Annotated in this window: 22 protein-coding genes; 8 read left to right on the top strand and 14 right to left on the bottom strand. The window is 70.6% G+C overall.

The window, feature by feature from the left end:
* Positions 1–41 precede the first annotated feature (41 nt).
* Positions 42–1,199 carry an adenosine deaminase gene (locus OG194_RS17200; protein ID WP_327401733.1) on the top strand — a complete coding sequence of 386 codons (1,158 nt, stop codon included), beginning with the start codon at positions 42–44 and terminating at the stop codon, positions 1,197–1,199.
* Between the two features lie 141 nt (positions 1,200–1,340).
* Positions 1,341–1,700, top strand: coding sequence for an ATP-binding protein (locus tag OG194_RS17195; protein ID WP_327401732.1), 360 nt, complete (start codon positions 1,341–1,343; stop codon positions 1,698–1,700).
* Between the two features lie 76 nt (positions 1,701–1,776).
* On the opposite strand, the gene OG194_RS17190 is transcribed toward OG194_RS17195, so the two are convergent.
* The 5 genes from OG194_RS17190 to afsQ1 all read right to left on the bottom strand — a co-directional run bounded on the left by OG194_RS17190 (position 1,777) and on the right by afsQ1 (position 5,648).
* The gene (locus OG194_RS17190; protein ID WP_033280213.1) at positions 1,777–1,980 is read right to left on the bottom strand and encodes a PspC domain-containing protein; all 204 of its coding nucleotides are present in this window, start codon (positions 1,978–1,980) and stop codon (positions 1,777–1,779) included.
* 94 nt (positions 1,981–2,074) lie between these two features.
* Positions 2,075–2,626, bottom strand: a complete 552-nt coding sequence (locus OG194_RS17185) for a VanZ family protein (RefSeq protein ID WP_327401731.1) — start codon at positions 2,624–2,626, stop codon at positions 2,075–2,077.
* Positions 2,627–2,743: 117 nt separating this feature from the next.
* A complete protein-coding gene (locus OG194_RS17180; RefSeq protein WP_327401730.1) occupies positions 2,744–3,388 on the bottom strand; it encodes a hypothetical protein in 645 nt (214 codons plus the stop codon).
* Positions 3,385–4,974 carry an ATP-binding protein gene (locus tag OG194_RS17175; RefSeq protein ID WP_442811573.1) on the bottom strand — a complete coding sequence of 530 codons (1,590 nt, stop codon included), beginning with the start codon at positions 4,972–4,974 and terminating at the stop codon, positions 3,385–3,387. The genes OG194_RS17180 and OG194_RS17175 overlap by 4 nt, the downstream gene beginning before the upstream one ends.
* Complete coding sequence (gene afsQ1, locus OG194_RS17170; protein ID WP_327401729.1) at positions 4,971–5,648, bottom strand: two-component system response regulator AfsQ1; 678 nt, start codon at positions 5,646–5,648, stop codon at positions 4,971–4,973. Before afsQ1 ends, OG194_RS17175 begins: the two co-directional genes overlap by 4 nt.
* 277 nt (positions 5,649–5,925) lie before the next feature.
* On the opposite strand from afsQ1, the gene OG194_RS17165 reads away from it, so the two are divergent.
* Positions 5,926–6,663, top strand: coding sequence for a SigE family RNA polymerase sigma factor (locus OG194_RS17165; RefSeq protein ID WP_327401728.1), 738 nt, complete (start codon positions 5,926–5,928; stop codon positions 6,661–6,663).
* Positions 6,664–6,906: 243 nt separating this feature from the next.
* Here the strand turns inward: OG194_RS17165 and OG194_RS17160 are convergent, their stop codons facing one another.
* A complete protein-coding gene (locus tag OG194_RS17160) occupies positions 6,907–7,554 on the bottom strand; it encodes a uridine kinase family protein (protein WP_327401727.1) in 648 nt (215 codons plus the stop codon).
* Positions 7,555–7,681: 127 nt separating this feature from the next.
* Between OG194_RS17160 and OG194_RS17155 the strand changes: the two genes are divergently transcribed.
* A complete protein-coding gene (locus tag OG194_RS17155) occupies positions 7,682–8,086 on the top strand; it encodes a hypothetical protein (RefSeq protein ID WP_019055774.1) in 405 nt (134 codons plus the stop codon).
* A 128-nt stretch (positions 8,087–8,214) separates the two neighbouring features.
* Here the strand turns inward: OG194_RS17155 and OG194_RS17150 are convergent, their stop codons facing one another.
* Genes OG194_RS17150 through deoC form a run of 3 tightly spaced genes read right to left on the bottom strand, consistent with a single transcriptional unit; the run spans position 8,215 to position 11,493 of the window.
* Entirely contained in the window at positions 8,215–9,102 is an 888-nt protein-coding gene (locus OG194_RS17150; RefSeq protein ID WP_327401726.1) for an aldehyde dehydrogenase family protein, read from the bottom strand.
* Positions 9,095–10,528, bottom strand: coding sequence for an aldehyde dehydrogenase family protein (locus OG194_RS17145; protein ID WP_442811572.1), 1,434 nt, complete (start codon positions 10,526–10,528; stop codon positions 9,095–9,097). Before OG194_RS17145 ends, OG194_RS17150 begins: the two co-directional genes overlap by 8 nt.
* Before the next feature lie 5 nt (positions 10,529–10,533).
* On the bottom strand, positions 10,534–11,493 hold the full coding sequence (gene deoC, locus OG194_RS17140; RefSeq protein WP_327407105.1) for a deoxyribose-phosphate aldolase: 960 nt from the start codon (positions 11,491–11,493) through the stop codon (positions 10,534–10,536).
* 191 nt (positions 11,494–11,684) lie between these two features.
* On the opposite strand from deoC, the gene OG194_RS17135 reads away from it, so the two are divergent.
* Together OG194_RS17135 and OG194_RS17130 are read left to right on the top strand one after the other, a co-directional pair.
* Positions 11,685–12,380: a PH domain-containing protein gene (locus OG194_RS17135; RefSeq protein ID WP_327401725.1), complete on the top strand. Its 696-nt coding sequence runs from the start codon at positions 11,685–11,687 to the stop codon at positions 12,378–12,380.
* A gap of 55 nt (positions 12,381–12,435) precedes the next feature.
* Complete coding sequence (locus OG194_RS17130; protein ID WP_327401724.1) at positions 12,436–14,088, top strand: hypothetical protein; 1,653 nt, start codon at positions 12,436–12,438, stop codon at positions 14,086–14,088.
* 63 nt (positions 14,089–14,151) lie between these two features.
* Here the strand turns inward: OG194_RS17130 and OG194_RS17125 are convergent, their stop codons facing one another.
* From OG194_RS17125 to OG194_RS17115, 3 genes are all read right to left on the bottom strand, one after another.
* Complete coding sequence (locus OG194_RS17125; RefSeq protein WP_327401723.1) at positions 14,152–15,789, bottom strand: phospho-sugar mutase; 1,638 nt, start codon at positions 15,787–15,789, stop codon at positions 14,152–14,154.
* 136 nt (positions 15,790–15,925) lie between these two features.
* Positions 15,926–16,750 (bottom strand): purine-nucleoside phosphorylase, encoded by an 825-nt coding sequence (locus OG194_RS17120; RefSeq protein WP_327401722.1) that lies wholly within the window; start codon positions 16,748–16,750, stop codon positions 15,926–15,928.
* 162 nt (positions 16,751–16,912) lie between these two features.
* Positions 16,913–17,350 (bottom strand): gamma-glutamylcyclotransferase, encoded by a 438-nt coding sequence (locus tag OG194_RS17115; protein WP_327401721.1) that lies wholly within the window; start codon positions 17,348–17,350, stop codon positions 16,913–16,915.
* Between the two features lie 266 nt (positions 17,351–17,616).
* On the opposite strand from OG194_RS17115, the gene OG194_RS17110 reads away from it, so the two are divergent.
* Together OG194_RS17110 and OG194_RS17105 are read left to right on the top strand one after the other, a co-directional pair.
* Positions 17,617–19,065 carry an NAD(P)H-quinone dehydrogenase gene (locus OG194_RS17110; RefSeq protein ID WP_327401720.1) on the top strand — a complete coding sequence of 483 codons (1,449 nt, stop codon included), beginning with the start codon at positions 17,617–17,619 and terminating at the stop codon, positions 19,063–19,065.
* Between the two features lie 164 nt (positions 19,066–19,229).
* Positions 19,230–20,195 (top strand): DeoR/GlpR family DNA-binding transcription regulator, encoded by a 966-nt coding sequence (locus OG194_RS17105; RefSeq protein WP_327401719.1) that lies wholly within the window; start codon positions 19,230–19,232, stop codon positions 20,193–20,195.
* A gap of 205 nt (positions 20,196–20,400) precedes the next feature.
* On the opposite strand, the gene OG194_RS17100 is transcribed toward OG194_RS17105, so the two are convergent.
* Both OG194_RS17100 and OG194_RS17095 read right to left on the bottom strand, forming a co-directional pair.
* Positions 20,401–20,976 carry a TetR/AcrR family transcriptional regulator gene (locus OG194_RS17100; RefSeq protein ID WP_327401718.1) on the bottom strand — a complete coding sequence of 192 codons (576 nt, stop codon included), beginning with the start codon at positions 20,974–20,976 and terminating at the stop codon, positions 20,401–20,403.
* Positions 20,977–21,077: 101 nt separating this feature from the next.
* Positions 21,078–22,850: an acetyl/propionyl/methylcrotonyl-CoA carboxylase subunit alpha gene (locus OG194_RS17095; protein WP_327401717.1), complete on the bottom strand. Its 1,773-nt coding sequence runs from the start codon at positions 22,848–22,850 to the stop codon at positions 21,078–21,080.
* Between the last annotated feature and the right edge of the window lie 163 nt (positions 22,851–23,013).

The raw sequence follows: 23,013 nt of genomic DNA, 5'->3' as shown, positions 1-23,013 counted from the left end.
TACAGCGGGCGATCTACGCGCGTAGGAGTTAGAGTGCGGAAATGACGAGCCAGAGCACCCCGAACACCCCGACGCCGGACCAGATCCGCCGGGCGCCGAAGGTTCTGCTGCACGACCACCTCGACGGCGGTCTCCGCCCGGGGACGATCGTCGAACTCGCGCGGGACGCCGGGTACACCGGACTCCCCGAGACCGACCCCGACAAGCTCGGCGTGTGGTTCGCCGAGGCCGCCGACTCCGGTTCGCTGGAGCGGTACTTGGAGACGTTCTCGCACACGGTCGCCGTGATGCAGACCCGGGACGCGCTGATCCGGGTGGCCCGCGAGTGCGCCGAGGATCTCGCCGAGGACGGGGTCGTCTACGCGGAGGTGCGGTACGCGCCCGAGCAGCACCTCGACGGCGGGCTCAGCCTCGAAGAGGTCGTCGAGGCCGTCAACGAGGGCTTCCGGCAAGGGGAGTCGCTCGCGCGGGAGAGCGGTCGGCGGATCCGGGTCGGGGCGCTGCTCACCGCGATGCGGCATGCGGCCCGTTCGCTGGAGATCGCCGAACTCGCCAACCGTTACCGCGACTTGGGCGTCGTCGGCTTCGACATCGCGGGCGCGGAGGCCGGGTTCCCGCCCACCCGGCACCTGGACGCCTTCGAGTATCTGAAGCGCGAGAACAACCACTTCACGATCCACGCCGGTGAGGCCTTCGGGCTGCCGTCGATCTGGCAGGCGTTGCAGTGGTGCGGCGCCGACCGGCTCGGGCACGGGGTGCGCATCATCGACGACATCCAGGTGAAGGAGGACGGTTCGGTCGAGCTGGGCCGCCTCGCGTCGTACGTGCGCGACAAGCGCATCCCGCTGGAGCTGTGCCCCAGCTCCAACCTCCAGACCGGCGCCGCCGACTCCTACGCCGAGCACCCCATCGGGCTGCTGCGCAAGCTGCATTTTCGCGCCACGGTCAATACGGACAACAGGTTGATGTCCCACACCAGCATGAGCAACGAATTCGAGCACCTTGTCGAGGCGTTCGGTTATTCGCTCGACGACATGCAGTGGTTCTCCGTCAATGCTATGAAGTCAGCATTCATTCCTTTCGATGAACGACTCGCCATGATCAATGACGTGATCAAGCCCGGATATGCCGAGCTGAAATCCGAATGGCTGTTCCGGCAGACCGCTTCCACCAGCGGTTCTACGGTTGAAGAGGGCTGAACGGGGCTGAGGGGTGGGACCGGAATGCGGGCGGGTGTTCACAATCCGTCCGCATTTCGATGTTTGCGGCGGGTGCCTTCGCGTGTTTACGGTCTTGGACCGCTCACATCTCCCGTCTTCCCATTCAAGGACGCATTCACCATGAAGCAGTCTGCTGCCAAGACCCTCGGTGTCGCCGCCCTCGGTGCCGCCTTCGCCGCCGTAGGCGCGGGTGCCGCGAGCGCGGCTCCGGCGCTTCCGGACGCCACCCAGGCGCTGGGCACCGTGACCCACACGCTGCCCGCGGAGAACGTCGCCAAGGCGCTGCCGGGTGCCGGCCAGGCCCTGAGCCAGGCGCAGCCCGCGCTCGCCGGTGGTCTGTCCGCCGTGCAGCCGGCCGCCGAGAAGGTGCTGTCCGACGGCCCGACCGCGCCCGTCGCCGGGCTGCTGGGCGGCCTGCCCCTGTCGCAGACGGGCCTGCCCACCCACGGCGTCCCGCTGAACGGCATCCCGCTGGGCTGAGCCCCCGCCCCCGAACGCGCCGATGGGGCGCACCCCGGACGAGGGTGCGCCCCATCGGCGTACGCGCGCCGGGGTCCTACCAGGCCTCGGTGCGCACCTTGTCCTCGGCCGGGAACAGGATCCACAGCGCGATGTAGAGCAGGAACTGCGGGCCGGGCAGCAGGCAGGAGACCAGGAAGATCACCCGCATCGTGGTCGCGGAGGTACCGAAGCGCCGCGCCAGCGCTGCGCACACTCCGCCGATCATGCGGCCTTGGGTGGGGCGGGCAATGGCGGTCATGGTTGGCTCCTTCGCGAGCGGCTGTCCGAGGCTCCCCGTGTGGTCGCCCCGTCTGCCTTCAACCGTACGGAGCCGCCGCCCGCCCGGCGTCGCTCTACGGTGCGATGCCGACCCTGGGAATCGTCGGGGTCCGTCCCTGAGCCGGTTCCTCCTGGAGGACGGTCAGGGGCGGCCGGCTCTCGGCCCTGCGGCGGAGCCAGGAGCGGGCCGCCGGGACGATCGCGGCGTGCGCGAGGGCCACGCCCACCGTGTTCATCAGCAGCGAGTCGATGTCGACGACCTGGCCGGGCACCCCGGTCTGGAGCAGCTCGATGCCCAGGGAGATCAGGGCGCCCGCCGCGACCGTACGGATGAAGGACGCGAGCGGGGAGACATGGAGCCTGCCGCTCACCATCGGGAGCAGGACACCCAGCGGGGCCAGCAGCGCGAGGCCCTCGCCGATCCGCTTCGACGCCTCCGGCCAGCCCATGCCGAGATCGGCCCGGATACTGGCCAGTGGGTGCAGATTCGGGGGCATCACCCAGGGGACGTCCCTTGGGCGCAGCGTGACCCAGGCGACGAGCACGAGATGTGCGACGAGGAGGACACCTCCCGCCACACGGATGCGAATCGCGGCGCTGCCGCCGATGGAGCCTTGACGCTGCACGCCCCACAAGACGCCCTCTCCGGCACGATCGGTTCCGGGTAGGCACCGAGCACCAGGGTGAGGCCTGCGCCACACGCCCCTTTTCGCGCCTCGTTCACCCCCGGGGCGCACGCGGCTTCAGCCGCCCGTCACCTCGCTGGACGGTGGCGCCTTGGTGCCCGGGTCGGAGCGGACGTCGTCCGTGCACTCGTAACGGCGCAGCGGCGAGCCGTCCGGGCCGCCGAGGATGACGGAGCCGTCGCCCTCGGCCGCGGCCGAGTCGGAGAACGTACAGACGATCTGGGCGAGCGCGTACGACGTCAGGTCGGCCGGTGAATTGCTCAGCCGCAGCGCGTCCTTGGGATCCTTGGCACGCGGCCCGCTCACCGTCATGCCGCCGCGCACGTCGGTCGTGTACCCGGCGTCCTTCTCGCCCGACGACGGCGACTCCGCGAGCTGGTCCAGCAGCCCCTGGGCGACGATGACGCGCCGCAGCACGTCCGCCGTGCCGTCCGGCACCTGTACGGCCCGGTCGACGGTCACCAGCGACGACCCGCACAGCAGGAACACCTGCACGGGCACCCCGCGCGCGGCCTGCGGCGACACGTCCGGCTCGGTGAGCGTGCACGGTACCCGGGACGGCGCCGCCCCGAAGTCGGTCGGCACCTCCGTGGCCCGGATCCCGCACCCGGCGAGCAGCAGGCCGAGCAGGGGCAGCGCGAGCAACGGCCGTACCGCCAGGGCGCGTTCCCGGGGCCGGGTCATCAACTGTCGTACGGTCATGACGCGTTCCCCTCGGAGCCGACCGAGCCGACCGGGCCGTCGCCCTCGCCCTTGTCGGTCTCCTCCGTGAGCGTGGAGGCGTCCCTGGGCAGCCGCAGGGTGAACACCGCGCCGCCGTCGGGGGAGTTGGCGGCGGTGATCCCGCCGCCGTGGAATCGGGCGTTCTCCAGGGCGATGGAGAGGCCCAGGCCGCTGCCCTCGGAGCGCGGCCGGGAAGCGCTCGCCTTGTAGAAGCGGTCGAAGACGTGCGGCAGGACGTCCTCGGGGATGCCGGGGCCGTGGTCCCGTACCGCGATGACGAGTTCGTCGTCCTCCAGCCGCACCGCCACCCTGACCGGCGAGCCGCCGTGCTTGAGGGCGTTGCCGATGAGGTTGGCGAGGATGACGTCGAGGCGGCGCGGGTCGAGCCGGGAGTGGATGCCGCGTTCGGCGTCCAGGTCCACGGCGTCCAGCCAGGCGCGGGCGTCGAGGCACGCGGTGATCTGGTCGGCGAGGTCGACGTCGTCGAGGACGAGCCGGGCGGTGCCCGCGTCGAAGCGGGTGACCTCCATCAGGTTCTCGACGAGGTCGCCGAGCCGCTTGGTCTCGCTGACGACGAGGCGTACGGCGGGCTCGATCATCGGGTCCACGCTGCCGGTCTCGGCGTCGAGTTCCTCTTCGAGCACCTCCACCACCGCCGTGATCGCGGTCAGCGGGGTGCGCAGTTCGTGGGACATGTCGGCGACGAACCGGCGCGAGGCGTCGTCCCGGGCGGCCATGTCGGCGACCCGCTTCTCCAGCGCCTCGGCGGTCTGGTTGAACGTCCGTGACAGTTCGGCGAGTTCATCGGTCCCGGAGACCCGCAGCCGGGTGTCGAGCTTGCCCTCGCCGAGCCGGCGCGCGGCGATGCCGAGCCGGTGCACGGGCTTGAGGACGGTCGTCGCGGCGGCCTGCGCGAGTAGCGCGGAACCGATCAGCGCGAGCCCGGTGGCGATACCCAGCGACCAGGCGAGGGAGTTGAGGTCCTTCGCCTCCGGCTCAAGGGACTTGAGCATGTAGCCGGTCGAGCCGCCGCCGATCATCCGGGTCCCGGCCACGAGATACGGCGTGCCGTGCTCGGTGACCCGCTGCCAGTACAGGTGGTACGGCTCCTTGTTGCCGTCGGACACCGACTGTTGCTTGTTCACCGCCGTCCGCAGCGACTTGGGCACGTCCTCCAGCGAAAAGCCGTTCAGGCCGCCCGAGTTGCCGTAGACCGTCTTGTCGTTGGCGTCCTCGCCGACGAGCAGGACGCTGAAGCGCTGGCTGCTGTTGGCCATCTGGCCCGCGGTGCGCATCAGTTCGTCCTGCGTGGGGTGCACCGGCAGCGCGCCGGCGCGGTTCTGCATCTCCTGGCGGAAGTCGCGCAGGACGGCGTCCTGGGCGCGGGTGAGGACGGCCTCGCGGTTGAGCCAGTACGCGATGCCGGACGCGGACACGGCGGCGGTCAGCGCGACCAGGCCGAAGACCACGACCAGCCTGAGGCGCAGGCTGGTGAACCGCAGCCGCCACAGAACTCCCTTACGACCCGGGCGCCAGCCGCGGATCCCCCCTGGTGCGTCGGTCACTGAGGCGAGTCCAGGCGGTAGCCGACGCCGCGCACGGTACGGATGAGGGTCGGGGACGACGGGATGTCCTCGACCTTGGCGCGCAGCCGCTGGACACAGGCGTCCACCAGGCGCGAGTCGCCGAGGTAGTCGTGCTCCCACACCAGGCGCAGCAACTGCTGCCGGGACAGGGCCTGTCCGGGCCGCCGGCTCAGCTCCAGCAGCAACCGCAGCTCGGTGGGCGTGAGTTGGAGGTCCTCGCCGTTCTTCGTGACGGTCATCGCGGCCCGGTCGATGACGAGCGAACCGAACGACGCCGCGTCGTTCGCCTCCCGCTCGCCGCGCCGCAGCACGGCCCGGATACGGGCGTCCAGCACGCGCCCCTGCACGGGTTTGACCACGTAGTCGTCGGCACCGGACTCCAGTCCGACGACGATGTCGATGTCGTCGCTGCGCGCGGTGAGCAGAATGATCGGCAGCGTGTCCGTGCGCCGGATACGGCGGCACACCTCGAAACCGTCGATGCCGGGCAGCATCACATCCAGCACGATCAGGTCCGGCCGCTGCTCACGCAACAGCTTCAGACCGTCCTCGCCGCTGGCAGCGGTGGCTACCCGGTGTCCCTGGCGCGTCAGCGAGAGCTCCAGGGCCGTCCGGATGGCGTCGTCGTCCTCGATCAGCAACAGGGAAGGCACGGGGCTCATTCTGGCCCATGTGGGGGTGGGGTTTCGACACCTGTACGTGTACGTAGCCCTTGTAGGTACGTGTGCGCACCCGTAGCGCCCTTTTCTGTGACCGGACTGTCCGTTTTCTGAGGGCGGCCGCAGAGACAGGGCCCTGTGACAGGTCTGTGACAGTCGGGGGACACGTCCATGAAGTGACCCCGGCAGGATTTTCGGCACAGGCAAGGAACCACGAGGAACCGAGCCGGAACATCCGAACACCGGGCAAGTCCACTACGGGGGGCGCGAGATGAACACGCTGCACAGCACCAGCAACAACGCAGTCATCACGCGTCTGCACGACGTCACCCGGGGTTCCGAGAAGTCCGGCGCTGTGAACGGGCGGGGGTGCGCTCGCAGCGTCGGGCGTCAGCACACCGGTTACATGACGGTGGTTGACGCGCACACGGGGGAAGCGCATGGGGGAAGCGCGTACAGGGAGGACACGGGGGAGCGGCACTCGCTGTCGGAGGCGGAGTTCACCGCCTACGTCCAGGAGCGCCGCGCCTCCCTGTACGCCACCGCGTACCACCTGACCGGCGATCGCTTCGAGGCCGAGGACCTGCTCCAGAGCGCGCTGTTCTCGACGTACAAGGCGTGGGACCGGATCAGCGACAAGGCCGCGGTCGGGGGCTACCTCCGCCGCACCATGACGAACCTGCACATCAGCGCGTGGCGCCGCCGCAAGCTGAACGAGTACCCGACCGAGGAACTGCCGGAGACGCCCGGCGACACGGACGCGATGCGCGGCACGGAACTGCGCGCGGTCCTGTGGCAGGCGCTGTCCCGGCTGCCGGAACTCCAGCGCACCATGCTGGTCCTCCGCTACTACGAGGGCCGCACGGACCCGGAGATCGCGGAGATCCTCGACATCAGTGTCGGCACGGTGAAGTCCAGCATCTGGCGGTCGCTCCGCCGTATGCGCGAGGACGAGGTCCTCAGCTTCGGCCGTGACGAGGAGGACGCCTTCGGGGAGCTTGTCGCCTGAGGGTTGGGGGGGAGTAGGTAACGGGGGAAGGTCCGGGGGGACCGCGGGGGATCGGTACCGGGGGGTGCCGACGGGGTCACGGGGACCATGGGGGGAACACGGGGGAAGTACCACGGGGGAACAGGGAGAGCGGGACTGGAGGGCCGGGGGGTCCGTCCAGTCCCGCTTTTTGCGCCTAAACCGGCGCCGCTCTCGCGGACCTGGTTGCTCGCCGTCGTGGTGCCTCAATTGATGGTTGCGGTCCTATGACGGAGAAGACGCCGGACTGATTCGCGCCGGGCGCCGGCCCACCGCCGCCGCGGCCAGCCGTCCCAGCGCCTCGTCCTTGTCGCAGGCGTACGCGCCGAGTCCGGTCTGCCGGGCCACGATCGAGCGCTCCAGCCGCATCAGCCGCCAGCCGCGGCGCAACAGGAACGGCACGGACTTACGGCCCTCCCTCAGATCCCGCAGGAAGCGGCGCCGGAAAGTGCGCATCGGACCGCGGCTCAGGCACAGCGCGTCCGCGAGGACGCCCAGCTCCTGGCACCGGGTGATGACCTCGGCGGCGAAGATGCCCTCCGCTATGAACAACGGGGTCCGGCCCACGTCGACCACCTCCGTGCCCGTGCGCGCGCTCAGCGAGATGTCGTAGACCGGTACGTCCGTACGGCCCGTGCGGCACAGCTCGACGATCGCGGCGACCGCCACGTCCGCGTCCCAGGAGTCCGGGTGGTCCCAGTCGATGTCCGAACTCCCCGCCACCTGCGGCAGCGTCGGGTCGTCGCCCTCTTTGTAGAAGTCGTCGAGCCGCAGCACGGGCAGGCCGGACCGGGCGGAGACGAGGGACTTGCCGGAACCCGAGGGGCCGCACAGCAGCACGACACGGGCCGGTGACGGGGAAATGATGCTCACGGGACACCAGTTTGACGCATTCCGTACGTCCTGCCGACCCCGCGGGTCGCCAGTGGAACGCGCATCACACGTCAACTACCCTTCGTGCTGACCTGATTACCCTGCGCACCAGAAGGTGGCACCAGCAATGGCACGACACACGTCCCCCCAGCATCCGACCGCCCAGCGCGCCCTGGTCGCCCTCGCGACCGCCGGAGTCGCCCTCGGTGCGGGGGCGGCGTCGGCCGCCGCGGACACCGCGCCGGTCGTCGACGTGATGCGGACGCGGCCCACGTCTCTGGGCAAGATCGACCCCGCGGCGGGGCTCGGTGCGCTCACCGGCACGGTCGGGTATGTCACCGGGCCTGTCGCCGGGCTCAAGCCCAACCCGCTTGCGGGGACGGGTGTCGACCCGCTCGACAACGGGGTTGCGACCCAGCTCGCGGACTTTCAACCGTTGGCCTCGCAGGCGTTGACGGGGCCGGTGGCCGAGGCTCAGTCGATCGGGAGTATGCCGGTGGTGGGGCAGGTGACGGGGCTGTTGGGGGGTTGAGGGATTGCGGGGGAGGGGTGGGGAGCTGCGGTCTCGTTGCCGGGTGACGGCCCGTTGTGGCTGGTCGCGCAGTTCCCCGCGCCCCTGGAAAAGCGGCCTGCGGCCGCTTGATACGACACGCCCCCCGGTTAGTACGAGGAGCCGCCTGCTCCCAGTGAACCTGTGGGGTGCCAGACCGTCTTTGTCTCCAGGAAGGCTGTCAGGCGGTCGATGCCGGGAGTCTCCGTGTAGTCCACAGGGTGTGGACGGAGAACTCGCTTGAGGTTGTCGGCCGCTGCGATCTCCAGGTCCTTCGCCAGTACGTCGTCTGCGCCCGCCAAGTCGATCGCGTTGACGTCCTGGTGGGCGGCGAGGGGGGCCGCGATCTCCGCCGTGTTGCCGGAGAGGATGTTGACGACTCCGCCGGGGAGGTCGGAGGTGGCCAGGACCTCGCCCAACGAGAGGGCGGGGAGCGGGGAGTTCTCGCTCGCGATGACGATGACCGTGTTGCCGGTCGCGATCACCGGGGCGATGACCGAGATCAGGCCGAGGAGCGATGATTCCTGGGGGGCCAGGACGGTGACCACGCCCGTCGGCTCGGGCGAGGAGAGGTTGAAGTACGGGCCCGCTACCGGGTTCGCGCCCCCGACCACCTGCGCGATCTTGTCCGTCCAGCCCGCGTACCAGACCCAGCGGTCGATCGCCGCGTCGACGACCGCGGCCGCCTTGGTCTTCGACAGGCCCTCCGCGTCCGCGACTTCACGCGCGAACTGGTCCTTGCGGGCCTCCAGCATCTCGGCGATGCGGTAGAGGATCTGGCCGCGGTTGTACGCCGTCGCGCCGGACCAGCCGCCGAACGCCTTGCGGGCCGCTACGACCGCGTCGCGGGCGTCCTTGCGGGAGGACCGGGGCGCGTTCGCCAGCCACTTGCCCTTTGAGTCGGTCACCTCGTACACCCGGCCGCTCTCGGAACGCGGGAACTTCCCGCCGACGTACAGCTTGTAGGTCTTGAAGACGGACAGTCGTGCGTCAGACATCGAGGTACGCCTCCAGGCCGTGGCGACCGCCCTCGCGGCCGTAGCCCGACTCCTTGTAGCCGCCGAACGGCGAGGTCGGGTCGAACTTGTTGAACGTGTTGGACCAGATGACACCCGCGCGCAGCTTGCTCGCGACCGCGAGGATGCGGGAGCCCTTCTCCGTCCAGATGCCCGCCGAGAGGCCGTACTGCGTGTTGTTGGCCTTCGCGACCGCCTCCTCGGGCGTACGGAAGGTCAGCACCGACAGCACCGGGCCGAAGATCTCGTCGCGGGCGACGGTGTGCGCCTGGGTGACGTTCGTGAAGAGCGTCGGGGCGAACCAGTAGCCGGAGGACGGGAGTTCACAGGACGGGGACCAGCGCTCGGCACCCTCCGCCTCGCCCTGTTCCACGAGGGTGGTGATGCGGGAGAGCTGCTCGGCGGAGTTGATCGCGCCGATATCCGTGTTCTTGTCGAGCGGGTCGCCGAGGCGGAGGGTGGAGAGCCTGCGCTTCAGGGAGTCCAACAGCTCGTCCTGGATGGACTCTTGGACGAGGAGGCGCGATCCCGCGCAGCAGATCTGGCCCTGGTTGAAGAAGATGCCCGTGACGATCCCCTCCACCGCCTGGTCGACGGGGGCGTCGTCGAAGACGATGTTCGCGCCCTTGCCGCCGAGTTCGAGGGTGACCTTCTTGGTCGTGCCGGCCACCTGGCGCGCGATCGCCTTGCCGACCGCCGTGGAACCGGTGAAGGCGACCTTGTTCACGTCCGGGTGCGCTACGAGCGCGGCGCCCGAATCGCCGTAGCCCGGAAGGATGTTGACGACACCCTTGGGGAGGCCGGCCTGGCGGCAGATGTCCGCGAAGAACAACGCCGAGAGGGGGGTGGTCTCCGCGGGCTTCAGGACGACCGTGTTGCCGGTCGCCAGTGCCGGGGCGATCTTCCACGCGAGCATCAGGAGCGGGAAGTTCCAGGGGATGACCTGGCCCGCGACGCCCAGGGGCTGCGGGTTCGCCCCGAAGCCGGCATGGTCCAACTTGTCGGCCCAGCCCGCGTAGTAGAAGAAGTGCGCAGCGACCAGGGGGAGGTCGGCGTCCCTCGTCTCCTTGATGGGCTTGCCGTTGTCCAGGGTTTCCAGGACGGCCAGTTCGCGGCTGCGCTCCTGGATGATCCGGGCGATGCGGAACAGGTACTTGGCGCGCTCGGAGCCGGGCAGCGCCGACCACTTCTCGAAGGCCTTGCGGGCGGCCCTCACCGCGCGGTCGACGTCCGCCTCGCCGGCCTGGGCGATCTCGGAGAGGACCTCTTCGGTGGAGGGGGAGACGGTCTTGAAGACCTTGCCGTCCGCCGATTCCGTGAACTCGCCGTCGATGAACAGGCCGTAGGAGGGCGCGATGTCGACGACCGAGCGGGACTCGGGGGCGGGTGCGTAGTCGAAAGTAGCCATGATGGTCAGTCCACCGTCACGTAGTCGGGGCCGGAGTAGCGGCCGGTGGCCAGCTTCTGACGCTGCATCAGCAGGTCGTTCAGGAGCGAGGACGCGCCGAAGCGGAACCAGTGGTTGTCCAGCCAGTCCTCGCCCGCCGTCTCGTTGACGATGACCAGGAACTTGATCGCGTCCTTGGAGGTGCGGATACCGCCCGCGGGCTTCACGCCGACCTGGATACCGGTCTGGGCGCGGAAGTCGCGGACCGCCTCCAGCATCAACAGGGTGTTCGCGGGCGTCGCGTTGACGGCGACCTTGCCCGTCGACGTCTTGATGAAGTCCGCGCCGGCCAGCATGCCGAGCCAGCTCGCACGGCGGATGTTGTCGTACGTCGAGAGTTCGCCGGTCTCGAAGATGACCTTCAGGCGGGCGGCGCCCGAGGCCTCCTTCACGGCGACGATCTCGTCGTACACCTTCATGTAGTTGCCCGCGAGGAACGCCCCGCGGTCGATGACCATGTCGATCTCGTCGGCGCCCGCGGCGACCGCGTCCCGCACGTCGGCCAGCTTCACGTCGAGCGCGGCGCGGCCGGCCGGGAAGGCGGTGGCGACGGAGGCGACCTTCACGGAGGAACCGGCGACGGCCTCCTTCGCGGTGGCCACCATGTCCGGATAGACACAGACGGCCGCGGTCGAGGGGCTCGTGCGGTCGGTCGGGTCGGGGCGGACCGCCTTGGCGCCGAGCGCCCGGACCTTGCCCGGGGTGTCCGCGCCTTCCAGCGTCGTCAGGTCGACCATCGAGATGGCGAGGTCGATGGCGTACGCCTTCGCGGTGGTCTTGATGGAACGGGTCCCGAGCGAGGCGGCACGCGCCTCCAGGCCGACCGCGTCGACGCCGGGCAGCCCGTGAAGGAAACGGCGCAGCGTGCTGTCGGAAGCCGTTACCTCGCCGAGTGCGTGTGCAGCAGCAGGTGCAGTGATGGGCATGGTCACCACACGAGCATATCTACGCGCGTAGCAGCTGTACACCCCGGGCAAGTGGTCCCACCCAAGGGGCGCGGGGCTGTATCTATGTGCGGCTCCGCCGCGTGGGCGCGACCAGCCACAGCGCACCCGCAGTCGCGAACGCACACAACCCGAACGGCGACCAGGCGCACCTCTGAGGCAGAATTCGCATCATGACGACCCCGCACCCCGAGCCCAAAGACCGGATCTACCGCTCACCCGCGGGCCTCATCGGCGGTGTCCTGCTGCTGGCCATCGCCTGCTGGCTCGGCATCGACGCCCTCGTGTCCGGCCACGGCCGCACCCCGTGGCTCGCGCTGGCCGGCCTGATCCTCGTCGTCCCGGCGATCGCCGCGTTCACGCTCCGCCCGGCCGTGTACGCGGGCCCGGACCGGCTGCGCGTCCGCAACCCGTTCCGGGTCGTCGTACTGCCGTGGGGCGAGATCGCCAGCCTGCGGTCCGGGTTCTCGAACGAGGTCGTCACGAAGGCGGGCGCCAAGTTCCAGCTGTGGTCGGTCCCGGTCTCGCTGCGCGGCCGCAAGAAGGCGGCACGGCGCGAGGCGAAGGCCGCGGCGGAGGCGGCGGGAGCGCGGCGCGGCGGCAGGTCCGGCGCCCTGGGCTTCGGCGGCGGCATCGGCGGGTTCGGCGGCGGCATGGGCGCGGGCAGCGGCATGCGGGGCGGCGCCGTGCAGGCCGGGCCCACGCGCGCGGAGTCCGACCAGATCATGGCCGACCTGCGCGAGCTGCTGGAGGCCAGGGAGCAGGCGGAGTCGGCGCAGGGCGAGGTCACCGTGCGGTGGGCGTACGAGGTGATCGGGCCGGTGGTCGCCGGTGCGGTACTCCTGGCGATCCTGCTGGCGACGGGCTGACCGGACGGGCACACCCCCCGCACACACCTCCCCACCCCTACCTCTCTGGGATGTCATGACCGCGAACGTCCGGGAGTCGTCGCCGCTGCCCACCACCGCGATACCCGACGGGTGCGTGGACTGGAACGGCGAGCACGCGCGCGTGTGGGCCGGTGCGGTCGTGCCGTGGTGGGTGCCGGTCCGGCCGCGGCGCTGGGCCCTCGAACTGGCCGTCTGGTGCGCCCTGTTCGCCGCCTTCGGCCTGCTGGCGACGACGGACCTGCCCCCGGATCTGGTCGCGCTGCTGCCGCTCCAGGTCGTCTGGTGGCTGTGGCGCCCCGAGGCCGTACGGTTCTCCGCCCCCGTGCTGATCGTGCTGGTGGCGGTCCGGGCGACCGGGCTGCCCTGGCCGGTCCTGGTCTGCGCCGCCCTGCTGGTCCTCGCCTCCGTGACGGCCACCGAACTACGGGCACGCGCGCGTACCCGCCAGCGGCAGCGCGCCCTGGCCGCGGCCGGCGGGGTCACGGCCGTGCCGCCGGACGCGGACGGACCGGTGCGGCGGGGCCGGCTTCTCCTCAGGTTCGGGGCGGGCATGGCCGTACCCGGAGTCGTACTGCTCGCCACCTCCGGCCTGTGGCACTCGGCGGGCGACCGCCAACTGGCCGTCGCGGAGGGCCTGTTCGTGGTGGGCCTGGCACTCACCCTGCTCCTCTCCGGAGCCCTCGGCCGACGCAGGGCGATCGTCCTGCGCGCGACCCCCGCACCCGTACTGCGCGTCCTCGTCGGCAAGGACGAGCACGAGGACGCCGTGATCTACGCGACGGACGACACGGAGGCGCTACGGCCGCTCTTCACGGTCGCGACGAGGGCAGCGGGCGACGACAAGGGGAAGGGCGACGACAAGGGCGACGAGCTGGAGCCGGAGGAGCTGGAGGAACTCCTCGACGCGCACGCGGCCGCCGCTCCCGCTCCCCTGCGCGAGGCCGTCCTGTACGGCACCCCCTACGACGGCGCCGAGATCCTGCTGATCGGTGCGGCGGAGGAGCCCGGCGAGCCTCCGGTGGCGGAGTGGTCGACCGGGCCCGTACGACCGTTGCCGGAGGGCGCGGCGCGGCGGCGGCTCGACCGGGCGAAGCGGGCGAAGGTCCGGGCGGCCCGGGACGAGGAACTGGCCGCGACTCTGCGCGCGGGGACCACCGTGGTGCCGGTACGGCGCTGGCGGGCGGGGCCGGTGGACTGGCTGGCGGGCTTCCTGACCGTGCAGTGGTGTCTGGGGTACTTCCTGCTGGGGATCGACGACAGCCTCTGGTTCCGGGGTCTGCTCCTCCTCCTCGGCCTGATGTGCGCCGTCCGCGTCCCCGTGAAACTGCGCTGGCGCATCACCGCCGACCACACCGGCATCTGGCTGAACCGGCTGCGCGCCCCGCGCCACATCCCCTGGGACGACCTCCGCGCGGCCCGCCGGGAGTCCTTCGAACTCCAGCTGCGCGTGCGCGACGGCGACGACTGGTCGATGGCCGCACCTCGCTGGCCCTGGCTGCAACGCCGACGCGGACTGACCCACCCCTACGACGCCCTCGCCGCCGAACTCTCCGCGATGATCGCCGACCCCGCCCTGCGCCCCACCGGCGAGAGCGAAGTGGGCGAGCGGGGACGCCGGTTGTGGCCGTTCGCCGTGCTTCTCGCGCTGGCCTGGACGGTGCTGCTCGTCACGCGCTGGCTGTCCTGACCGCAGCACGGGACGCGGACGGGGTGCCCCCGGACAGGGACACCCCGTGTGTTCCGCTACGGCTCAGATACCGGCCGCCGCCGACAGGTCCCGCTTGATCGTCGCGAGGGTCTCGGTCGCCTGCGCGCGGGCCGCTGGGAGATCGGCGTGCGTGGCGACGGGCACCACGACCTCCAGGTAGCACTTCAGTTTGGGCTCGGTGCCGCTGGGCCGGACGATGACCCGGGCGCCGTCGAGCGTGTAGCGCAGGCCGTCCGTGGGCGGGAGCTTCTCCGTGCCCTCGGTCAGGTCCTCGGCCTTGGTGACGGCCAGCCCCGCGAGCGCGGTCGGCGGCTGCTCGCGCAGCCGCCGCATGGCGTCCGCGATGACGGTCAAGTCCTCGACGCGGACGGAGAGTTGATCGGTGGCGTGCAGGCCGTGCTCGACGGCGAGATCGTCGAGGAGGTCGAGCAGATCGCGCCCCTCGGCCTTCAGCTCGGAGGCCAGCTCGGTGATGAGGAGGGCGGCCGTGATGCCGTCCTTGTCGCGCACGCCGTCCGGGTCCACGCAGTAACCGAGGGCTTCCTCATAGCCGTAGCGAAGGCCCTCCACCCGGGCGATCCACTTGAAGCCGGTGAGGGTCTCCTCGTAGGGCAGACCCGCCTTCTCGGCGATACGGCCGAGGAGGGACGAGGACACGATCGACTCGGCGAAGGTGCCCCGGGCGCCGCGTCGCACGAGGTGTGCGGCGAGGAGTGAACCGACCTCGTCGCCGCGCAGCATCCGCCACTTCCCGTCCGCCTTCACGGCTGCGGCGCAGCGGTCGGCGTCGGGGTCGTTGGCGATGATCAGGTCGGGGTCGCTGGCACGGGCCTGCGCGAAGGCGAGGTCCATCGCGCCGGGCTCCTCCGGGTTGGGGAACGCGACGGTCGGGAAGTCCGGGTCGGGCTCGGCCTGTTCGGCGACGAGCACGGGTTCCGGGAACCCGGCCCGGGCGAACGCGGCCAGCAGTACGTCCTTGCCGACGCCGTGCATCGCGGTGTAGACGGTGCGGGCGGTGCGGGGGGAGTCGGGGGCGAGGACGGCGTCGGTGCGGGCGAGGTAGGCGTCGAGGACGGCGTCGTCGAGGATCTCCCAGCCGGTGTCCGGACGGGCCACGTCGTGCAGTGAGCCGATCGCCTCGATCTCGGCGGCGATCTCCGCGTCGGCCGGGGGCACGATCTGGGAGCCGTCGCCGAGGTAGACCTTGTAACCGTTGTCCCGTGGCGGGTTGTGGCTGGCGGTGACCTCCACGCCCGCGATCGCGCCCAAGTGCCGTATGGCGAAGGCGAGTACGGGGGTGGGGAGGGGGCGGGGGAGTACGGCCGCCTTGAGTCCCGCGCCGACCATCACCGCGGCGGTGTCGCGGGCGAAGTCCGCCGACTTGTGGCGGGCGTCGTAGCCGATGACGACGGTTCCGGTGCCGTCGGTGTGGCCGGTCTTCCTGAGGTACGCGGCGAGTCCGGCGGCGGCCCGGATGACGACCGCACGGTTCATCCGCATGGGCCCGGCGCCCAGTTCGCCCCGGAGGCCGGCGGTGCCGAACTGGAGGGTGCCGCTGAAGCGCTCCGCGAGCTCGGCGACGTCCCCCGCGTCGATGAGCTTGGCGAGCTCGTCACGGGTGTCCGCGTCGGGGTCCTCGGCGAGCCAGGTCCTGGCCTGCGCGATGAGATCGGCGTGCACGGTCGGTCAACCTCTCGTTGTCTCTTGGTGCGGGTACCTGGGGGCTGCGCCCCCAGACCCCCCTTCGGCCCTGAAGGGGCCTCGTCCTCAATCGCCGGACGGGCTGGACGATGCCGGCCCGCGCCTACAAGTGCGCCTACAACCGCCCGAGCACCTGGGCCAACAGTGACCCCATCTGCGAAGCGGAATCCCGGCCGGCCTGGAGGACCTCCTCGTGGTTCAGCGGTTCGCCGGTCATACCCGCGGCGAGGTTCGTCACCAGGGAGATGCCCAGCACCTCCGCACCCGCCTCGCGCGCCGCGATGGCTTCCAGCACCGTCGACATGCCCACCAGGTCCGCCCCGATCACCCGAGCCATGCGGATCTCGGCCGGAGTCTCGTAGTGCGGCCCGGGGAACTGGGCGTAGACACCCTCCTCCAGAGCCGGGTCGATCTCCTTGCACAGGGCGCGCAGCCGGGGGGAGTACAGGTCGGTCAGGTCGACGAAGTTCGCGCCGACGATGGGGGACGTGGCCGTGAGGTTGATGTGGTCGCTGATCAGGACCGGCTGGCCGGGTCGCATGCCTTCGCGCAGGCCACCGCAGCCGTTGGTCAGGACGATGGTCTTGCAGCCGGCGGCGACGGCGGTACGGACGCCGTGCGCGACGGCGGCGACCCCGCGGCCCTCGTAGTAGTGGGTACGGCCGAGGAAGACCAGCGCGCGCTTGTCGCCGATCTTGTACGAGCGGACCCGGCCCCCGTGTCCCTCGACGGCCGGCGGCGGGAAACCGGGCAGCTCGGTGACGGGGAAGTCGGCCTCGGAAACGCCGAGCGCGTCGACGGCCGGTCCCCAGCCGGAGCCCATCACAAGGGCGACGTCGTGGGTCTCGGCGCCCGTCAGTTCGCGCAGGCGCGTGGCGGCGGCGTCAGCGGCGGCATGGGGGTCGCCCTGGATGTCGTCCGGAAGAAGAGATGCGTTCACGCGGATGAGCGTAGCTGGTCTGGGCCTACGCGCGTAGATGACAGAGCGCACGGGATGGCGATCGTTGTCTTGTCGTTTCCAACGAGACCTGTGACGGGCGTTATGTGTGGGAAACCCTCAGCGGAATCGCGGGGAACCCTCGGCAGAGCCGTGAGGAAACCCTCAGCAGGGACGCTTCCGCAGCTCCATCACATAGTCGTGCGGCGCGCCCGCGGACTCGGCGGCGTCGGCGAGTTCACCGAGATACCGCGCCGACGGGAGCCCGCCCTCGTACCCGTTGAGGACGTACAGCCAGACGGGTTCCTCGCCCTCCAGGGTGTGCACCCGGACCCGCATGCGGCGGTAGACGTCGAGGCCGACGCCCTCCCACCGGTCCATGGAGTCCTCGTCGGGCGGCGCGATCTCGTACAGCGCGACGAAGACCTGGGAGCGCGGGGCCTCCACGATCGTCGCGAGCGCGCCCTCCCAGCCCATGTGCTCGCCGCCGAAAGTCAGCCGCCACCCGTTCAGCCAGCCCGTGGCGCGCAACGGCGAGTGCGGGGCGCGGCGGGTCATCAGCCGCGCGTCGAGATTGCCGGCGTACGCGGCGTAGAGCGACATGCTTCGAGAGTACGGCAGCGGAACCACCCGCCACTCCCGTAACCGTGGGTACCGGTGCCACTGGCACGGGCGCCGCCCGCCGCCCCCGTGTGCCCTCCGCGAGCTGGGTCTTTTTCTAACCGGTCACTCGGGGTCACAGTGGTTAGTTTTGCCCCCAGCTTTCAGTGGCCCACCGCAGCCCCGCACTGGACACCCTCCCCGCGACCCCCCTTCGCCCGGCAGGGCCTCGCCCCCCCGGGCGGAAGCACCTTGAAGCGTGCGGGACAATGGGGTACGTGACTCGGATCGTGATCATCGGTGGCGGACCCGGCGGCTATGAAGCGGCGCTGGTGGCAGCGCAGCTCGGCGCGGAGGTGACCGTCGTCGACTGCGACGGTCTGGGCGGGGCGTCGGTGCTGACCGACTGCGTCCCGTCGAAGACCCTTATCGCGACGGCCGAGGTGATGACCACCTTCGACTCGTCGTACGAGGAACTCGGCATCATCGTCGCCGACGACACCCCACCCATGGAACAGGCGGCCCGGGTCGTCGGCGTGGACCTCGGCAAGGTCAACCGCCGTGTGAAGCGCCTCGCGCTCGCCCAGTCGCACGACATCACCGCGTCCGTGACCCGGGCCGGCGCCCGTGTCATGCGCGGCCGGGGCCGGCTCGACGGCATGCAGGCCATCGACGGCTCCCGCAAGGTCATCGTGAAGGCGGCCGACGGCACCGAGGAGACCCTCGTCGCCGACGCCGTCCTCATCGCGACCGGCGGCCACCCCCGCGAGCTGGACGACGCCCGCCCGGACGGCGAGCGCATCCTGAACTGGACCCAGGTCTACGACCTCACCGAACTCCCCGAAGAGCTGATCGTGGTCGGCTCCGGTGTCACCGGCGCCGAGTTCGCAGGCGCCTACCAGGCCCTCGGCTCCAAGGTCACCCTCGTCTCCTCCCGCGACCGCGTCCTGCCCGGCGAGGACCCGGACGCCGCCGCCGTACTCGAAGACGTCTTCCGGCGCCGCGGCATGAACGTCATGGCCCGCTCCCGCGCCCAGTCCGCCAAGCGCGTCGGCGACAAGGTCGAGGTCGTCCTCGCCGACGGTCGCGTCATCACCGGCTCGCACTGCCTCATGGCCGTCGGCGCGATCCCGAACTCCGCGGGCATGGGCCTGGAGGAGGCGGGCGTCAGGCTGCGCGACTCGGGCCACATCTGGACCGACAAGGTCTCCCGTACGACGGCTCCGGGTGTGTACGCCGCCGGTGACGTGACCGGGATCTTCGCGCTCGCCTCGGTGGCCGCGATGCAGGGCCGTATCGCGATGTACCACTTCCTGGGCGACGCGGTGGCCCCGCTCAACCTGAAGACCGTCTCCTCGAACGTCTTCACCGACCCCGAGATCGCGACCGTCGGCTACAGCCAGGCCGACGTCGACGGCGGCAAGATCGACGCCCGCGTCGTCAAGCTCCCCCTCCTCCGCAACCCGCGCGCGAAGATGCAGGGCATCCGGGACGGCTTCGTCAAGATCTTCTGCCGTCCGGGCACCGGCATCATCGTCGGCGGTGTGGTCGTCGCGCCCCGTGCCTCGGAACTGATCCACCCCATCTCGATCGCCGTCGACAACAACCTGACGGTCGAACAGATCGCGAACGCCTTCACCGTCTACCCGTCTCTTTCGGGCTCGATCGCCGAGGTGGCCCGGCAGCTCCACACGCGGAAGGCGACGGGCGAAGTCTGAGCCGAAACGGACTCCCCGCTGGTCACGGGGAGTTGTCGACCATTCGGGCGGCATAGGCGGCGAGACTAGGCCCTATACCACTTCCGGTCCTGCTGTACGAACAACTTCCGTTATTCGGCGCAAACACCTGAAAGCAGACGGTCGTTGGGGTTACTGTCAGTTTCGTGTTCGCTGCAGAACGTCGCCAATTGATCCTCGAAATGGTGCGAGCGAATGGGGCCGTATCGCTCCGTGAGCTCGCCCGCGTCGTCCAGACCTCCGAAGTGACCGTACGGCGGGACGTGCGCGCACTGGAGGCAGAAGGACTCCTCGACCGCCGGCACGGCGGTGCGGTATTGCCGGGCGGGTTCACGCGAGAATCCGGCTTTCCGCAGAAATCGCATCTCGCGACCGCCGAGAAGACGGCCATCGCCGATCTCGCCGCCAGCTTCGTCGAAGAGGGCGAGGCGATCGTGGTGGGGGCGGGTACCACGACCCAGGAGCTGGCCCGCCGGCTCGCCCGGGTGCCCGGACTGACCGTGGTCACCAACTCCCTGCTGGTGGCCCAGGCGTTGGCCCATGCCAACCGCGTGGAGGTCGTCATGACCGGCGGCACCCTGCGCGGCTCCAACTACGCGCTGGTGGGCAGCGGGGCGGAGCAGTCCCTCCAGGGCCTGCGCGTGTCCCGGGCCTTCCTCTCCGGGAGCGGACTGACCGCCGAGCGCGGCCTGTCCACGTCCAACATGCTGTCGGCGTCCGTCGACCGGGCCCTCGTCCAGGCGGCCGCCGAGGTCGTCGTCCTGGCCGACCACACCAAGCTCGGCACGGACACCATGTTCCAGACCGTGCCCACGGACGTCATCACCCGCCTCGTCACCGACGAGCCCCCGGGCCATGACGACCGCGCGGCCACGGAGTTGCAGGCGCTGGCCGACCAGGGGGTGCAGATCGCTGTCGCGGGCGGTTCGGGAGCACAGGGGGGTGATCAGGCCCCGACGCGGGACCAACGCCGCCGGGATGTCCCCCTCCCGGCACCGCGACGGGGTCAAGTACCGGGCGGTGGACCGGGGTTGAGGGCAGCGGGCGTACTCGCCGGGGAGTCTCCCGAGCGGGAGCGCGCGGCGAGGGTGGCGGACCTGCGGAGGCGTTGACCGGTTCGTTTTCGGCTTGCAGGCCGGTGGGGGCTGGTCGCGCAGTTCCCCGCGCCCCTTAAAAGCAGGTCGGCTGAACGGGGCCATCTTTTAGGGGCGCGGGGAACTGCGCCCCTTGAAAACGCGGGTCGGCCCATGTCTTTTAGGGGCGCGGGGAACTGCGCGACCAGCCACGACGGCGCCGCACCCGAAAACCGAACCACCGCTACGGCTTCAGTCCCCGCAACGTCAACGTCAGCAATCTGTCCGCCAGTTCGGGATCCCCCGGGTTGCCCTCAGCCGCGAGAGCGATCGCATGGGTCAGCTGAAGCAGGTCGCCGATCTCGACATCACCGCGCACGTCACCGGCGTCCTGCGCTCGGCAGAGCAACGCACCCCCCGCCTCCCGGATCGGGTCACTGCACCGGGCCAGCGCGGACGTCCCGTCATGGGCGACCGCCATCAGCGCCCGGGAAAGCCCCCGGTACTCACTCGCGTGCGTCACCATCTCCCGCAGCCAGCTCACCAGGGCAGCACACGGCTGCGGCGCGTCCCGCAACTCCCGGGAACGCGCGAGGAGTTGACCCACCGCGTCCTCGAAGACCGCGCTCATCAGGGACTGCCGGTTGGGGAAGTGGCGGTACAGCGTGCCGATACCGACACCCGCCCGCCGCGCCACGTCCTCCAGGGACGCGTCCGTACCGTGCGCGGCGAAGGACACCCGGGCCTCGGCGAGCAGCCGCTCGTAGTTGCGGCGGGCGTCGGCGCGCAGCCCCGCCGGCGGCCTGACTGTGTCGGCCATGGGTCCCACCTGCCCTCCTAGGCACTGTGCCGTCACATTACAGAGGTGCCCGGCGGACAGGCTGTTCCTGTCGGCCGGGCACCTCTGGACGTACCGCCGGATCAGTCCTTGATCTCGCAGATCGCCGCGCCGGACGTGATGGACGCCCCGACCTCCGCGCCAAGTCCCTTGATCGTGCCGGACTTGTGCGCGTTCAGCGGCTGTTCCATCTTCATGGCTTCGAGGACGACGATGAGGTCGCCCTCCTTGACCTCCTGGCCCTCCTCGACCGCGACCTTGACGATCGTGCCCTGCATCGGCGAGGCGAGGGTGTCGCCGGAGGCGACGGGGCCGGACTTCTTGGCCGCACGGCGCTTGGGCTTGGCCCCGGCGGCGAGTCCGGTGCGGGCCAGGGACATGCCGAGCGAGACGGGGAGGGAGACTTCCAGGCGTTTGCCGCCGACCTCGACGACGATCGTCTCGCGGTCGGTGTCCTCGTCCGCCTCGGCGTCCGTGGGGGCCGCGAAGGGCTTGATCTCGTTGACGAACTCGGTCTCGATCCACCGGGTGTGGACCGTGAACGGGTCGGCGGAGCCGGTGAGTTCGGGGGCGAACGCCGGGTCCCTGACGACCGCGCGGTGGAACGGGATGGCCGTGGCCATGCCCTCGACCTGGAACTCGTTCAGCGCACGGGCGGCACGCTGGAGCGCCTGCTCGCGGGTCGCGCCGGTGACGATCAGCTTGGCCAGCAGTGAGTCCCATGCCGGGCCGATGACCGACCCGGACTCGACACCGGCGTCCAGGCGCACGCCCGGCCCTGACGGTGCCGCGAACGTGGTGACGGTGCCGGGGGCGGGCAGGAAGCCGCGGCCGGGGTCCTCGCCGTTGATGCGGAACTCGAAGGAGTGGCCGCGCAGTTCGGGGTCGCCGTAGCCGAGTTCCTCGCCGTCGGCGATGCGGAACATCTCGCGCACCAGGTCGATGCCGGCGACCTCCTCGGTGACCGGGTGTTCCACCTGGAGGCGGGTGTTGACCTCCAGGAAGGAGATCGTGCCGTCCTGGCCGACGAGGAACTCCACCGTGCCGGCGCCGACGTAGCCGGCCTCCTTGAGGATGGCCTTCGAGGAGGCGTACAGCTCGGCGACCTGAGCCTCGGAGAGGAACGGCGCGGGGGCTTCCTCGACGAGCTTCTGGTGGCGGCGCTGGAGGGAGCAGTCACGCGTCGACACGACGACCACGTTGCCGTGGGAGTCGGCCAGGCACTGGGTCTCCACGTGCCGCGGCTTGTCCAGGTAGCGCTCGACGAAGCACTCGCCACGGCCGAAGGCGGCGACGGCCTCGCGGACCGCGGAGTCGTACAGCTCGGGAACCTCTTCGAGCGTGCGGGCCACCTTCAGACCGCGGCCGCCGCCACCGAAGGCGGCCTTGATGGCGATGGGCAGCCCGTGCTGCTCGGCGAACGCGACGACCTCGTCCGACCCGGAGACGGGGTCGGGGGTGCCGGCCACCAGCGGGGCGCCGGCGCGCTGGGCGATGTGCCGGGCGGCGACCTTGTCACCGAGGTCGCGGATGGCCTGCGGGGGCGGGCCGATCCAGATCAGGTCGGCGTCGAGGACGGCCTGGGCGAACTCGGCGTTCTCCGACAGGAATCCGTAGCCGGGGTGGATGGCGTCGGCACCGGACTCGCGGGCCGCGGTGAGGACCTTGGTGATGTCCAGGTAGCTGCTCGCCGGTGTGTCACCGCCCAGGGCGAACGCCTCATCCGCGGCGCGGACATGCAGAGCGTCCCGGTCCGGGTCGGCGTATACGGCCACGCTCGCGATCCCGGCGTCCCGGCAGGCCCGGGCTACGCGGACAGCGATTTCGCCACGATTGGCGATGAGCACCTTGCGCACGATTGAGGCTCCCTCCTTGAAACAAGCCGAGTTTAGGGACTGCCGACACGGCGCATCGACCCGCCCCCAGTGGTGAGCTTGCCCACACGGAGCGTGATGCGAGGCTTGCTCGACCCGCGAAATCCCTTGTCGCACCTCGGTACGCAGGACTCCTCGTGGAAAC

The organism is Streptomyces sp. NBC_01288, from assembly GCF_035982055.1.
Taxonomy (GTDB): Bacteria; Actinomycetota; Actinomycetes; order Streptomycetales; family Streptomycetaceae; genus Streptomyces.
Note: the sequence above shows the minus strand (reverse complement) of the source record. Positions and strands in the feature narration are given on the sequence as shown.

Coding starts and splice junctions, on each gene's coding strand:
- OG194_RS17115 (WP_327401721.1), bottom strand. CDS start 17,350: ATGTCGCTCTACGCCGCGTACGCCGGCAATCTCGACGCGCGGCTGATG.
- OG194_RS17200 (WP_327401733.1), top strand. CDS start 42: ATGACGAGCCAGAGCACCCCGAACACCCCGACGCCGGACCAGATCCGC.
- OG194_RS17150 (WP_327401726.1), bottom strand. CDS start 9,102: ATGTCTGACGCACGACTGTCCGTCTTCAAGACCTACAAGCTGTACGTC.
- OG194_RS17155 (WP_019055774.1), top strand. CDS start 7,682: ATGGCACGACACACGTCCCCCCAGCATCCGACCGCCCAGCGCGCCCTG.
- OG194_RS17130 (WP_327401724.1), top strand. CDS start 12,436: ATGACCGCGAACGTCCGGGAGTCGTCGCCGCTGCCCACCACCGCGATA.
- OG194_RS17180 (WP_327401730.1), bottom strand. CDS start 3,388: ATGACCGTACGACAGTTGATGACCCGGCCCCGGGAACGCGCCCTGGCG.
- OG194_RS17190 (WP_033280213.1), bottom strand. CDS start 1,980: ATGACCGCCATTGCCCGCCCCACCCAAGGCCGCATGATCGGCGGAGTG.
- OG194_RS17165 (WP_327401728.1), top strand. CDS start 5,926: ATGAACACGCTGCACAGCACCAGCAACAACGCAGTCATCACGCGTCTG.
- OG194_RS17110 (WP_327401720.1), top strand. CDS start 17,617: ATGGGGTACGTGACTCGGATCGTGATCATCGGTGGCGGACCCGGCGGC.
- deoC (WP_327407105.1), bottom strand. CDS start 11,493: ATGCCCATCACTGCACCTGCTGCTGCACACGCACTCGGCGAGGTAACG.
- OG194_RS17135 (WP_327401725.1), top strand. CDS start 11,685: ATGACGACCCCGCACCCCGAGCCCAAAGACCGGATCTACCGCTCACCC.
- OG194_RS17195 (WP_327401732.1), top strand. CDS start 1,341: ATGAAGCAGTCTGCTGCCAAGACCCTCGGTGTCGCCGCCCTCGGTGCC.
- OG194_RS17145 (WP_442811572.1), bottom strand. CDS start 10,528: ATGGCTACTTTCGACTACGCACCCGCCCCCGAGTCCCGCTCGGTCGTC.
- OG194_RS17100 (WP_327401718.1), bottom strand. CDS start 20,976: ATGGCCGACACAGTCAGGCCGCCGGCGGGGCTGCGCGCCGACGCCCGC.